This is a genomic window from Microbulbifer jejuensis, from assembly GCF_047289955.1.
GTDB lineage: Bacteria > Pseudomonadota > Gammaproteobacteria > Pseudomonadales > Cellvibrionaceae > Microbulbifer.
This window is the reverse complement of record NZ_JBLBUB010000005.1, coordinates 33,416-46,246: the sequence shown is the minus strand read 5'-3', so window position 1 is coordinate 46,246 and position 12,831 is coordinate 33,416. Positions and strand designations below refer to the sequence as shown.

Below are 12,831 nucleotides of genomic sequence, written 5' to 3'. Positions count from 1 at the left end.
AATCTTGCTCAATTTTGGGTCTGCGTGTAAGGTAGCGCTCTTTTGGCGCGGCGGCTATTGGGGCGTCGCCAGTTTTGGAGGCTACAGAACATGCGAATTATTCTCTTGGGGCCACCGGGAGCCGGCAAAGGCACTCAGGCGCAATTTATCGTAGAGAAGTTCGACATTCCGCAAATCTCCACCGGCGATATGCTTCGTGCAGCGGAGAAGGCTGCCACACCCCTCGGCCTACAGGCGAAAGATATCATGGCGGCCGGCAAACTGGTCTCTGACGATCTGATCATTGCCCTGGTGAAAGCGCGCATCGCAGAGACCGACTGTGCGGGCGGTTTTCTGTTCGATGGTTTTCCGCGTACTATTCCCCAAGCCCAGGCCCTGCTGGATGCGGATATCCCCATCGACCACGTTGTAGAAATCGCGCTTGACGATGAGGAAATCGTCAAGCGCATTTCCGGTCGGCGCATACACGAGGGCTCTGGCCGCGTGTATCATATTGTTTACAATCCGCCTCGGCATGAGGGCGCAGATGATGTGACTGGTGAGGCACTGATTCAGCGCAGTGATGATAGCGAAGAGACTGTGCGCAAGCGCCTCGCAGTCTATCATGAGCAAACAGCTCCCTTGGTCGGCTTCTACCGTGAGCTGGTGGCGCGCTCCCCCGAAACAGCCCCCAAATACACGAAAATCGCGGGGGTTGGCAGTATGCAGGAAATCCGCGGGAAGCTACTCGAGGCACTGTGCTGATTTGTCGGTGACGATTTATCTAAAAAGCTCCCGCACGGGGGCTTTTTTATATTTCTCCACTGCGCCTTTGGCAGGTTATCAGCGCTTCTATACCTTGTAATTATGTCTTTAGTCATTAAGAGTTTTGGCGGGTTTTCCTGACAAATTTACCGTTCAGACGGGTCCAATTATGTCCACGGCAGTAATCTTGATGAATCTGGGCACGCCCGCACAGCCGACTGCTGCTGCAGTGAGACGATTTCTGCGGGAGTTCCTCTCTGATCCCCGTGTTGTTGAAATCCCCCGCCCACTCTGGCTCACAATATTGAACTGCCTGGTTTTGCCATTTCGTCCCAAGCGAATCGCACCCGCCTATAGGGGTATCTGGAACTGTGGTGTGGATGGCGCTCGGGTTGAAGGTTCCCCGCTTCTCTACTATACACGCACACAGGCCGAGTTATTACAGGAGTATTTTCGCAGTAACGGGCGGAATCTTGTGGTTGAGTGCGCTATGACCTACGGCGGTCCACGGTTACACCAGGTGGTGGAGTCATTGTGCAAAAAAGGGATTGAATCCTTTATTGTTTTCCCATTGTATCCACAATATTCAGCCACGACCACAGCGGCTATTTACGATCAAGTGGCGCAGATTTTTCTTAAGAGCCGCGATATGCCAGATATTTCGCTGATCAGGGATTATTATCAAAATCCCCTCTATATCAACGCCCTCGCCAATTCCGTGCGCGAGCATTGGCAGAAGAGCGGGCCGGCTGAAAAACTCCTGCTGTCATTTCACGGTATTCCCAAGATCAATACTGAGAAAGGCGATCCCTATTATCGGCACTGCCTTGAGACCGCGCGCTTGTTGGCGGAGCAGTTACAAATTGCAGGGGACCGCTGGCAGGTCAGCTTCCAGTCCCGTTTTGGCAAAGCGGAATGGTTGCAGCCCTATACAGATAAAACACTTATGGCATGGGGGACACGCGGCGTGGCTTCCGTGGACGTGATCTGTCCCGCGTTCTCGGCGGATTGCCTGGAAACTCTGGAAGAAATTTCGGTAGAGAATCGCGCTATTTTTCTCGACGCAGGGGGAAGTGAATACCGATATATTCCCGCGTTGAACCTGCGCAGGGATCATATTGAGGCGCTAGCTTCAGTGGTTGAGAACCGCTTGCCGGGGCCAAAATAATATCCATCACTGCTCCAGATAGAGCCGCTGTGGTGAAATTTGATAAGAAAATATACTTTTTCCCCGAAAAGCACTTATTTATTTGCTTTTTGACTTGCAATACCGGATATTTTTATTAAGTTTGATATGGTTGTATCGAAATAGGCGGTGCGGCGCTATGCATAAGTAATAAAAACAGCCCATTGTAGTTTTTATTCGATAGCAAAAAGGCAATGCTGCCGGCACACTTTCGGAAGTACTTCTTTTTTCAGTGAGGAGACAAGGGATGGCAAGAGTAGCGAAAAAGAGTACGCGGGCGACTAGTTCGACCACGGCGTCGCCAATAGTCGCAAAAGCGCAGAAGGCGCTGGTCGCAGCGAACAAGTCATTGGAGGCACAGCTGGCTCGCGTGGCAAAGGCCAAAGCCCGTGCCAAAAAAAGTAAATCGGCAACAGTGAAGGCATCGCTGGCCAACGCCAATAGCAAAGCGAAAGCTATGCGCGTCAAGCTGGCTGTGGTCAAGATAGATCTCGCCAAAGCCAATGCCATGGACGCGGTACGCGCTGCAGAAGTGGCTGCTAAAGAGAAGGTTGCGGCTTTGGCCGATAGTCTCTCTGCCAAGGCGAATAAGGATCTGGCGGCGGCCTTGAAGGCGTTTGAAAGCCGCTGGATGAAAACCCGCGCCAAGGTACATGCCAGAAAGATCAAGGCAGCCGAGAAAAAAGCCGAAGCTAAAGTGAAAACAGCCGCGAAGAAAGCGGCAGTAAAAGCCAAAGCGTTAGAGAAGAGAGCGGCAGCCAAGCTCAAGGCGGAAGCCAAAAAGCCCACTGCGAAGAAAAAGACCACTGCCAAGAAAACGGTCAAGGCAAAGAAAGTAGGCCGTCCAAAGAAAGCCACCACAGCGGCGAAGCCGGCAAAACGAGCTGGTCGGCCCAAGAAAGCCACCAGGGCTACTGCGGCGAAACGAGCCGGTCGCCCCAAAAAGACCGCGGCTAAGGCCACCCGAGCAACCAAGAAAACGGCGGCTCGCCGTGGCCGTCCGCGCAAGAAGGCAGCCTGATTCAGTTCCGCTCAACCGCTCTGTTGAGCGGTGAGACTTGATCGGCTTTTCGTGAACCCCGGCTGCGGCCGGGGTTTTCTGTTTAAGGTGGCGGGCAGTGATTCCCTGGCAATTAACAAGGGCCTCCTGAGCCCAACCGATCGCCTCTTTTGAAAGACCAGTGGAAGTGTGGGCATCTCATGTGGTTCAGAGCCCATGCTGGCATCACTCCGTGCCGTTATGGGGCCGAGAAATTCTCTGGCTGCGGGGATAATAAATTACATGACTCCCTGTTATGGCCGTGCCACAATGCCCGGCTCGCAATTTCCCGCTTTGAGACAGCTGTGAAGATTCTCGCCTTGGATACCACCTCCGGCGCCTGTTCTGTAGCCTGCTACAGCAATGGCCAGATAGCCGCGCGTTTCGTGCAAGCGGAACGCGGCCACACCCAACGACTGTTGCCAATGGTGGATGAGGTACTGGTCGATGCGGGCATTGCGCTTTCCGATCTTGATGCCGTCGCAGTCAGCCGCGGTCCCGGTTCATTCACCGGGCTGCGTATAGCCATCAGCTGCGCCCAGGGTCTGGCATTTTCCGCCGATTTACCTGTAGTGCCTGTATCCAGCCTGTCCGCCCTCGCACTTGGTGCCAGGCGCACACACCCAGAGTGGGGGGATGCCCCGATTGTGTCGATGTTGGATGCCCGTATGGGGCAGGTTTACTGGGGTGTTTTCACAGCACAGTCGCCCAATGACAGCCTGTTGCCCGAGGCGGTAAAGAGCCCTGAGCAGGTTGTGTTGTCTCTGCAGGAGGCAACACTTTCCGCTCCACTGTATGGGGCCGGCCCGGGTTGGCACTACGATCGCCTGCGCGCGGTTCCAGTTGCAGGTATCGATCAGAATGTCCCGATTCGCGCGGAGGATATCCTACAGTTGGCGATGCCCTTGTGGCAGGCGGGCGCGGCAATAACCGCCGAGACACTGGAACCCAGGTATCTGCGTAACCAAATCACTTGGCAAAAGCGACAAAAAATTCGATCCCGGTAGCCCATGGAAATATTTCAGATCGTTGTGTTGGCCCTGATGCAGGGGTTGACTGAATTTCTTCCAATCTCAAGCTCAGCCCATTTGATTCTACCGGCGGAGCTGCTCGGTTGGCGGGATCAGGGGCTGGCTTTTGATGTGGCTGTGCATTTCGGTTCACTGATTGCGGTGGTTTTCTATTTTCGCAAAGACATCCGCCTGCTGATCAAAGATGGGCTGGGTGGATTCACCGATGGGCGTTTTACCGCTGAAGGGCGGCTCGCCTGGTTGCTAGTACTCGCGACCATTCCGGCTGGTTTGGCAGCCCTGGTATTCGAGGACTTCATTGCAACGAACCTGCGTTCGGCAACGGTGATCGCTACGACAATGATTGGTTTTGGGTTACTGCTCTGGTGGGCGGATGTGCGCGGAGCCAGAAGGGATTCGCTCGCACAGCTCAATTGGAAAAAAGCCCTGTTGATCGGCTTGGCCCAGGCGGTTGCACTGATTCCCGGCACCTCCCGCTCCGGTATCACTATGACCGCCGGGTTAATGTTGGGCATGAAGCGGGAAGCGACTGCGCGTTTTTCCTTTCTGATGTCGATTCCGGTCATTACACTGAGTGGTCTCTGGCTGGTCATGGATTTGCTCACATTGGATACTGTGCCCTGGGGTGACATACTGCTCGGTACGGTGCTCTCGGGAATCAGCGCTTATGTGTGTATCCATTTCTTCCTACAGTTGATCAGCCGCATAGGAATGGCACCTTTCGCAATTTATCGTCTGGTGCTGGGAGCATTCCTGTTTTGGATGATCTGGAGGTAGTTTTATGGCAACGGTAGCGTTTATTGGTCTCGGCGTAATGGGATATCCCATGGCCGGCTATCTTTCGGACGCGGGTCATTGTGTGCGGGTATACAATCGTACGACCAGCCGCGCAGACCAGTGGCTGCGGGAATACACCGGTCGGGGTTTTGCAACCCCGGCCGAAGCCGCGCGCGGTGCAGAGGTGGTTTTTACCTGCGTGGGAAATGACCGTGATTTGTCTGAAGTGGTGTGCGCAGAGCAGGGTGCCCTTGGCGCTATGGAACAGGGGACACTGCTGGTGGATCACACCACCGTATCTGCAGATATCACCCGGGCACTCGCCGCTTCCGCGCGTGATCGGGAGATTGGCTATCTCGATGCCCCGGTATCCGGTGGCCAGGCAGGTGCGCAAAAGGGGGTTTTGACGGTGATGGTGGGCGGTCAAGAAGCCGATTATCAGCGCGCATTCCCTTTGATCAATTGCTATGCAGGTACGGTCAGGTTGATGGGCCCGGTAGGCAGTGGACAGCTGTGCAAGATGGTCAATCAGATTTGTATCGCCGGCGTCGTCCAGGGACTTGCCGAAGGCCTGCACTTTGCCAAGGCGGCGGGGCTCGACGCGGAGGAAGTTGTCAGTGTGATTTCAAAGGGTGCGGCGCAGAGCTGGCAGATGGAAAACCGTTCGAACACCATGCTGGCGGGAGAATACCAGCATGGATTTGCCGTCGACTGGATGCGCAAGGACCTGGCAATTGTTCTGGATGAGGCCCGGTACAACGGTGCCCTATTGCCACTGACCGCGCTGGTGGATCAGTTTTACAGTGAGGTACAGGCCATCGGCGGCTCCCGCTGGGATACTTCCAGTCTTTTTGCACGGCTGATGAAGATACGCCCCTTCGAATGATCTTTTTGTCCTGCAATCCGTTCCCGCGCCGGGTGTTTGTATGGCCGAGCCGGGGTATACACACTACGGTTGTTTCTGACTCCCGATGAAAACGCTCTTGCTCTCTGCCTACGATGCACACAGTCATAAGCGCTGGCGCAAGGGCCTGATTGACGCTTTTCCCAAATGGCAATGGGCCGTGCTGGCCCTTCCGCCCCGTTACTTCAGCTGGCGCATCCGTGGCAACAGCCTTACCTGGGCCAGAGGGGAAGCAGCGCGGACGTTGCGACAGGGCTGGGATTTGATTATTGCTACCTCAATGACAGACCTCAGCGCTCTGCGCGGGCTGGTACCGGAAATAGCGGGGGTGCCTGTTGTTGTCTACTTTCACGAGAACCAGTTTGCCTACCCGGCGAGCACCGACACCTTCCGTTCCATTGAGCCGCAATTGCTGAATATCTATACGGCGCTGGCTGGCAACCTGTTGCTTTTTAATTCCGAATTTAATCGCCGCACCCTGATCGACGGTGCCGCCAGGCTGTTAAAGCGCTTCCCCGATTGTGTGCCGGCGGGCGTCTGCGAAGAAATGGAACGCAAATCCCGGGTATTGCCGGTGCCCCTGGAGGATTCCTTGTTTATCGCTACCCGCGATGCTCCCCGGGACTCCAGTGTGGCCTGGAAACATCGCTGGGCACAGGGTTATCAGGGGGCAGTTTCAGCAGGAGTCCTGGTGATCAGTTGGGCCGCACGCTGGGAATACGACAAAGGCCCCGATCGCCTGCTGTGTATTCTGCAGGGCCTGAAAGCAAAAGGGGTGGATTTTCTGCTCAACCTGATGGGCCAATCCTTCCGCAGCTGTCCCGAGGCCTTTAAGCGCATCCAGCGGGACTTTGCCCAACACCTGTTGGCGGTGGGTTATGTACAGGACGCGGAGACCTACCGCGATACGCTCAGAAACAGCCACGTATTTCTCTCCACTGCTTACCATGAGTTTCAGGGGCTGGCAGTGATGGAAGCTGCAATAGCCGGGTGCACGCCATTGGTTCCGGATGAACAGTGTTACCCGGAGTACTACCCCGAATCCTTGCGCTATACCGGTGTTGCCGATGCGGTTGTCAAGCTGGCATCTCTGGCCGCTCAGGTCAGGGAGCACAGCCCCTTGCCAAGGGTGGAATTTGAGACGTTTTCCTGGAAGCAGCAGCGGCGGGCATACGAAGACAGTTTGAATCGCCTGGTTCGAAAAGAGTACTCAGCGAATAAAACAGGAGTACTGGGTACAAGTGCTGAAGGGAGTGTGCCACCGATTGACACAGACCGCCGGGAAACAAATAATCCCGCCCAGTAGTGCGAGCATTTCCATGGGGCTGGCGCACTCACTGCTGTCGTCACCGGAGGGGAAAACGATACACGCACTGGTACGGTATTGATGCCTGTTCTTTAGCGGGGTTAGCGCAGGAAGTTGTCCTTCAGCAAGTCGACCACCTCGTCCGCGCGTCCGCTGAGTATGGCTTTGAGTCCAAAGAGTGCCGTGGACGATACCTGCTGTGCTTTGATTGACGGCGGCATAACCAATTCCATCCGGTTTACGGTGACATCCAGCAGGGCGGGGCCTTCTGCCGCCAGCCAACGCTGCATGGCCTCAAGCAGATCGTCGGCTTTTTCAACCTTCTCCCCCCAAAAACCACAGACTTCCGCCAGGCGGCTAAAGTCCGGATTTTTTAACTCGGTGTAGTTGTCCAGCATCCCCTCGATACGCTGTTCCATTTCCACGAAACCGAGAGAATGGTTGTTGAATACCAGCAACTTCACAGGGATTTTTTCCTGTACCAGTGTGAGCAGATCCCCCATCAGCATGGTCAGGCCACCGTCGCCACACAGGGCGACCACCTGGCGACCGGGGTTTGCCTTGGCCATACCCAGTGCCTGCGGGTAAGCATTGGCCATAGTGCCGTGAGACAGGCTGGTGAGAAAGGAGCGTTTGCCGTTGGCGTGCAGGTGGCGCAACATCCACACCATCGGTGAACCCCCGTCTGCAGTGAAGGCCGCATCTTCGTCAGCCAGTTTGTCCAGGGTCTGGGCGACAAACTGGGGATGGATCAGGTTGGGGTCCGGCTCGTTGCCGCGTTTCTCCAGCTGTTCGAGGTCACTGCTGTAGCGCGCGCGCAGGTTGTCCAGAAATTTCTTGTCGCTGCGGGGTTTCAGGCGCGGTAGCAGGGCCGCCACGGTTGTATTGATATCGCCTACCAGCCCCATGTCCACGGCGGTGCGGCGGCCGAGATGGGAGGCCTCGATATCCACCTGGATAATGGTGGCTTTTTCCGGGTAAAACTGTGTGTAGGCGAAGTCGGAGCCGAGGCACAGCAGCAGATCGCAGGTCATCACGGCGCGGTATCCGGCCGGGTTGCCTATAAGCCCGTTCATACCCACATTACAGGGATTGTCGTAGTCTAGGAATTCCTTGGCCCGGCTGGTGTGAACTATGGGTGCAGCCAATTGTTGGCCGAGTTCAACCACGGCATCGTGCGCAAAGCGGCAGCCGATGCCGCCGTAAATGGTGATATTCTTAGCTTGGTTGAGTTTGTCCGCCAGGGCCTCCAGCGCTGTATCCTGCGGACGTGTCAACCACTGGGGCCTGTGGACCGACCAGGGAATCGCGTCCTTTGATTTTATTTTAAACATGTCGCCATTGACCACCACGACCGCTACACCGCGATGATTGAGCGCAGCCTGAGCGGCCTGGCTCATGATTCGGCGGGCCTGGTCCGGATGGGCGATGGGCTCGCAGAACACCGAACACTGCTCGTAGAGTTTTTTCTGATCGACTTCCTGCGGGTACCCGAGCCCTTGTTCAGAGCGGTCGACGTTCGAAGCGATCAATACCACCGGCGCACCGTTCCTGTGGCTCTCAAAAATGCCGTTGATAAAGTGCAGGCTGCCGGGGCCGGTTGTGCCGGCACAGGCACTCAATTCCCCGCTTAGGTAGGATTCGCCCCCGGCGGCGAAGGCGCCCACCTCTTCGTGACGGACATGGATCCACTCGAGTTTGGAGTGTCGCACGGCCGAGGTGAAGTGGTTGATGGTATCGCCGACAATTCCATAGCAGCGCTTCGCACCAGCTTTTACCAGGGTGTCGGCGATAATTTCTGAAACCGTCAACATAGTGTTCTCCACAGTAGAGGCGATTGGAGAGAAATTGTGCTCAGTACGAACTGCGCCGAATGGATTGTTTCAGCCCCAGGTCTAGCCTGACGGCGGGGTGAAATGAATCCGCCTGTGCGGCCAGCCACCAGTGCCCGTAGGGCGTTTCTTCGGGCGCATCGATCAGGGATTTCTCATCGATAAAATGCCAGATATGGTGAATGGGTTTTGAGTCGCCGCTGCTGAGGTTGTGATACAGGTGGTAGGGTTTCAGGTCGCGCGGATTACTCAGGCCGGCGGCGGCAACAATATTGCCCAGGGCCTCCAGTGTTTTGGCCTGAAATGCCGCCGCGCGCTTACTCTGGACTTCCACCACCAGTCCGCGCTGGCGGCGGGGGTCCTGGGTGGTGACGCCGGTGGGGCAGGTGTCGGTGTGGCAGCGTTGGGACTGTATACAGCCAATGGAAAACATGAATGGTCGCGCTGCATTGCACCAGTCGGCACCGACCGCGAGGCACGCCGCCAAGCCGGAGGCAGAGTAAAGTTTACCGCTGGCAGCGAGGCGGACCTTATCGCGCAGGCCGGCCCCTACCAGGGCGTTGCGCACTACGATCAGGCCCTCCAGAAGCGGCATACCCACATGGTTGGACAATTCCAGCGGCGCGGCGCCTGTGCCGCCCTCGGACCCATCGACCACAATAAAATCGAGCAAAATTCCCGTCTCGCACATGGCTTTCATAATCGCCATGACTTCATAGATATGGCCCACACACAGTTTAATGCCGACCGGTTTGCCACCGGAGAGTGAACGCATCTGGTCGGCGAACTGGAGGAGTTCTATGGGGGTTGCGAACATGGAGTGCGCGCGCGGGGACACGCAATCCTCCCCGGGCGTTACTTTTCGCGTGGAGGCGATTTCCTGTGTGACTTTTGCCCCCGGTAATACACCGCCATGCCCGGGTTTGGCACCCTGGCTGAGCTTGATTTCCGTCATCTTCACCTGGTCATCACAGGCGTCGCGGAAGAGATCCGGGTTAAAGCTACCGTCATGGTTGCGGGTGCCAAAGTAGCCGGAGCCCAGCTCCCATACCAGATCCCCGCCATGCTTGCGGTGGTAGGGGCTGATGCCCCCTTCGCCGGTATCCTGGTAAAAACCCCCGATCGCGGCCCCTTTGTTGAGGGCCTCAACGGCGGCGGCGGAGAGTGCGCCAAAGCTCATCGCGGAGACATTGAGCAGCGAGACATTGTAGGGTTGCGAACACTGCTCTGTGCCAACCTTGATACGCGCCCGCACGTCCACTTTGTTTGCCGGGGTAATAGAGTGTGTCAGCCACATGGTTTCCGGCGCCTGGACATCTAGTTCAGTCCCAAAGGGGTGCATATCGGAGAAGCCATCGGCGCGGGCATTGACCAGGCGGCGGGCCTCGTAGCTGAACGGCAGGCCCTCCTCATCGCCTTCGACGATATAGGCGCGAAAATAGGGGCGGAGATTCAGGAACATCCAGCGGATACGGGCGGCTACCGGATAGTTGCGGGTCAGTGTCCACTGGCGCTGGAATACATCGTAAATGCCCAGGATTAACAGTATCAGGCTTCCCCCCAGGGCAATCAGCCACCAACCGCTTACTGTCATCGTGAGTATCAGGAAAATGGGTGTCAGGACCAGGGCACTCAGTGGAATAATGGCACGTTTGAGCCCGTTCCTGCAGGAGAATGCCTGCCAAACATTGGATATCATCATAGGAGGTTGGGTGCCGTGTTGTTGGCGTTACCGGGAGTTCTGATACTGAACCTAGATCATTCGCCGGGACTTTGCCGGGATCACGCGGTATTTGCGGCTGTTAACCTGGCAGCCGGATAGGTTGTCGGGAGATTGTGGCACTGGCGAGCACTTGCCGACGGCATCGCGCATTTGTGGCGGTATTTCAAGGCTGGGAATGACACAGGGTAGGGAACACCGATTGGATCGCAGGCTGAACTTTCCCCTAGTGGGTTAGCGTCGGCATGGGTTTCCGGGGCAAGGTCTCCAGCGCAGTCACCACTGAACGGTTGTTCAGCTCCATCAGGATGTCGTCCAGGCCCAGGAGTTGCCAGCAGGCCCGTGCACCGACTTCCGGCGCATTTCCGCGTAAAAACTTGCGGGCCAGAGCTACCACCGGTGCCGCGGATATCCAGGCACCATCACCGTTTAAACCGAGAACCTGCCACTGCCAGGTGGTGGTTTCGCCCTGCCTGTTTTCCCCCTCGGCACGCACGACCATACCGCTGTGGGGGCTGCCGCCTGGCCAGTGCGCGCCGAGTTTGCACCCGAGTGCCGCTAATCGAGTAGTAGGTAACGGCAGCTGCTTGCGGGCCAGGTAGGCACAGGCAGACAGGCAGACCTGCACAGTGCGCGGTTCTAGGCCGGTAGCGAAACGCGCACTGTGTAGTTGCGGGAAGTGCCGGGGACAGAGTTCGAGGTCAGGCGCATCAAAGTCGCTGAGCCAGCGTTTGCCCACAGGGTGCGCCAGGATCACAGGGCGCAGGTGCCTGCCGGTGAAGGACTCGTGCCAGCGGTCTTTTTGCAGCTGTGGAAAGCTGTGTTCCAAGGATTCAAAACCCGTTCCTGCTGCGGCCAGGTCGCAGTTTGTGCGGCGGGCCGGTGCGACGGCAATCTCCACCGAGTGGATAACCGGTAATTCCCTCTGTATCTCGGCAAGAGCTGCGGAACTCAATGCCGGCAGGGTGCCGGCCCCGGACACCATGGCAATGCCCGCAGTCTTGGCGGCAGGAGATAGACGGTGAAAATCACAGACAGAGCGGCGCGCATTGGAAATATCAATATAAGGTGTGCGGGATTCGATACAGGCTTTGGCAACCCGGTTGTCGGTGGCATTTTGAAAGGGGCCGGCGCAGTGGATCAGCAGGTCCAGATGCAGCGCTTTGAGCTGTGCGGCGAGATTGATAGCGTCCCTTTCCAGACGCAGCCCCTCGGTGATGCCCCCCAGCTTTTTCGCGTACTGATCGGCCAGCGCTTTGTTACGACCGGAGATAATCAGTTGTAAGTCTGGCTCCGAGCTCAGCATCTGCGCAATGCGCGCGCCAAACTTGCCGTAGCCGCCGAGTATCAATACACGCTTGTTCAGGTTATTGATCACCTGGGTCGCACTCCTCTCTCCCGAGGTATGCGCCGATCATGCAATGGCCCAATGGGAAAAATCAAGAAAATCCGTTATTGCCCTGAACATCGCCGTCGTTTTTAGCCGATCTTTCCCTTCGGCAGGTGAGACCCGTGCATGGGAGCCGGTACTTCTTGCGCGGGCTGCGGTGTTGGTTCAGGCGATAGGCCAGTGTATTAGCTCAAGGGCATCTTTGCCCGCCTTCAGGCACCAGCCAGACTTATCCCAATCCCCCAACACAATGCGCTCTACCGCTTTGCTGCCAAGGGTGTGGACATGGCGTCCGGGCCTGTGGGTGTGGCCGTGGATCAGTATGTCCACACGGTACTTGCGCATCACTCTTTCCACTTCTTCAGGGGTGACGTCCATGATGTCCACCGCCTTGCGGCTGTTCATGGTCTTCGAAACCGCGCGGATTTGTGCCGCGATGGTACGGCGCTCTTCCAGCGACCTGGCCAGCAGCGCCTGTTGCCAGTTGGGGTCGCGAGCCTGGCGGCGAAACGTCATATATTCCTCGTCACGGGTACACAGGCTGTCGCCGTGCATCAATAGGGCCCGGTGACCGGCGAGGGAGAGGGTCGTGGGATCCTGCAGTAGGTTCGCACCGGCGCGCTGGGCGAAATCGATGCCGAGGAGGAAGTCGCGGTTGCCGTGCATCAGATACACTTCAACACCGCTGCCACTGTAACGGCTGAGTTCCCGCACAACCTCATCGACCAGGGGGGCATCGTCGTCATCGCCGATCCAGGCCTCGAAGAAGTCGCCGAGGATATATAGGGCCCCGGCGCCGGCGGCTGGACCGCGCAGAAAATCAAAGAAGGCCCTGGTGATCCTGGGCCGGCCCTCATCGAGATGCAGATCAGAAATCAAATAAGTGGACAATGTTTTCCGCC

The 12,831-nt window shown here is 56.9% G+C and carries 11 protein-coding genes; 7 read left to right on the top strand and 4 right to left on the bottom strand.

Going from position 1 to position 12,831, the window contains the following annotated elements; translation table 11 throughout:
- The first annotated feature begins 90 nt into the window (after positions 1–90).
- The 7 genes from adk to ACL7TT_RS04550 all read left to right on the top strand — a co-directional run bounded on the left by adk (position 91) and on the right by ACL7TT_RS04550 (position 6,987).
- Positions 91–744, top strand: a complete 654-nt coding sequence (gene adk / locus ACL7TT_RS04580; RefSeq protein ID WP_413393523.1) for an adenylate kinase — start codon at positions 91–93, stop codon at positions 742–744.
- Between the two features lie 169 nt (positions 745–913).
- Positions 914–1,912 (top strand): ferrochelatase, encoded by a 999-nt coding sequence (gene hemH / locus ACL7TT_RS04575; RefSeq protein ID WP_299944827.1) that lies wholly within the window; start codon positions 914–916, stop codon positions 1,910–1,912.
- Positions 1,913–2,177: 265 nt separating this feature from the next.
- Positions 2,178–2,951, top strand: coding sequence for a hypothetical protein (locus ACL7TT_RS04570; protein ID WP_413393521.1), 774 nt, complete (start codon positions 2,178–2,180; stop codon positions 2,949–2,951).
- Between the two features lie 323 nt (positions 2,952–3,274).
- Positions 3,275–3,976, top strand: coding sequence for a tRNA (adenosine(37)-N6)-threonylcarbamoyltransferase complex dimerization subunit type 1 TsaB (gene tsaB / locus ACL7TT_RS04565; RefSeq protein WP_413393519.1), 702 nt, complete (start codon positions 3,275–3,277; stop codon positions 3,974–3,976).
- Positions 3,977–3,979: 3 nt separating this feature from the next.
- On the top strand, positions 3,980–4,777 hold the full coding sequence (locus ACL7TT_RS04560) for an undecaprenyl-diphosphate phosphatase (RefSeq protein ID WP_413393517.1): 798 nt from the start codon (positions 3,980–3,982) through the stop codon (positions 4,775–4,777).
- Between the two features lie 4 nt (positions 4,778–4,781).
- Positions 4,782–5,663 (top strand): NAD(P)-dependent oxidoreductase, encoded by an 882-nt coding sequence (locus tag ACL7TT_RS04555; RefSeq protein ID WP_413393515.1) that lies wholly within the window; start codon positions 4,782–4,784, stop codon positions 5,661–5,663.
- A gap of 85 nt (positions 5,664–5,748) precedes the next feature.
- A complete protein-coding gene (locus ACL7TT_RS04550; RefSeq protein ID WP_413393513.1) occupies positions 5,749–6,987 on the top strand; it encodes a tRNA-queuosine alpha-mannosyltransferase domain-containing protein in 1,239 nt (412 codons plus the stop codon).
- Positions 6,988–7,088: 101 nt separating this feature from the next.
- Here the strand turns inward: ACL7TT_RS04550 and ACL7TT_RS04545 are convergent, their stop codons facing one another.
- The 4 genes from ACL7TT_RS04545 to ACL7TT_RS04530 all read right to left on the bottom strand — a co-directional run bounded on the left by ACL7TT_RS04545 (position 7,089) and on the right by ACL7TT_RS04530 (position 12,820).
- Positions 7,089–8,801 carry a thiamine pyrophosphate-dependent enzyme gene (locus ACL7TT_RS04545; RefSeq protein ID WP_413393512.1) on the bottom strand — a complete coding sequence of 571 codons (1,713 nt, stop codon included), beginning with the start codon at positions 8,799–8,801 and terminating at the stop codon, positions 7,089–7,091.
- 40 nt (positions 8,802–8,841) lie between these two features.
- Positions 8,842–10,521 carry an FMN-binding glutamate synthase family protein gene (locus ACL7TT_RS04540; protein ID WP_413393510.1) on the bottom strand — a complete coding sequence of 560 codons (1,680 nt, stop codon included), beginning with the start codon at positions 10,519–10,521 and terminating at the stop codon, positions 8,842–8,844.
- 244 nt (positions 10,522–10,765) lie between these two features.
- On the bottom strand, positions 10,766–11,917 hold the full coding sequence (locus ACL7TT_RS04535; protein ID WP_413393508.1) for a saccharopine dehydrogenase family protein: 1,152 nt from the start codon (positions 11,915–11,917) through the stop codon (positions 10,766–10,768).
- 177 nt (positions 11,918–12,094) lie between these two features.
- The gene (locus tag ACL7TT_RS04530) at positions 12,095–12,820 is read right to left on the bottom strand and encodes a UDP-2,3-diacylglucosamine diphosphatase (protein WP_413393506.1); all 726 of its coding nucleotides are present in this window, start codon (positions 12,818–12,820) and stop codon (positions 12,095–12,097) included.
- Positions 12,821–12,831: the final 11 nt, after the last annotated feature.

Coding starts and splice junctions, on each gene's coding strand:
- adk (WP_413393523.1), top strand. CDS start 91: ATGCGAATTATTCTCTTGGGGCCACCGGGAGCCGGCAAAGGCACTCAG.
- hemH (WP_299944827.1), top strand. CDS start 914: ATGTCCACGGCAGTAATCTTGATGAATCTGGGCACGCCCGCACAGCCG.
- ACL7TT_RS04570 (WP_413393521.1), top strand. CDS start 2,178: ATGGCAAGAGTAGCGAAAAAGAGTACGCGGGCGACTAGTTCGACCACG.
- ACL7TT_RS04560 (WP_413393517.1), top strand. CDS start 3,980: ATGGAAATATTTCAGATCGTTGTGTTGGCCCTGATGCAGGGGTTGACT.
- ACL7TT_RS04555 (WP_413393515.1), top strand. CDS start 4,782: ATGGCAACGGTAGCGTTTATTGGTCTCGGCGTAATGGGATATCCCATG.
- ACL7TT_RS04550 (WP_413393513.1), top strand. CDS start 5,749: ATGAAAACGCTCTTGCTCTCTGCCTACGATGCACACAGTCATAAGCGC.
- ACL7TT_RS04545 (WP_413393512.1), bottom strand. CDS start 8,801: ATGTTGACGGTTTCAGAAATTATCGCCGACACCCTGGTAAAAGCTGGT.
- ACL7TT_RS04540 (WP_413393510.1), bottom strand. CDS start 10,521: ATGATGATATCCAATGTTTGGCAGGCATTCTCCTGCAGGAACGGGCTC.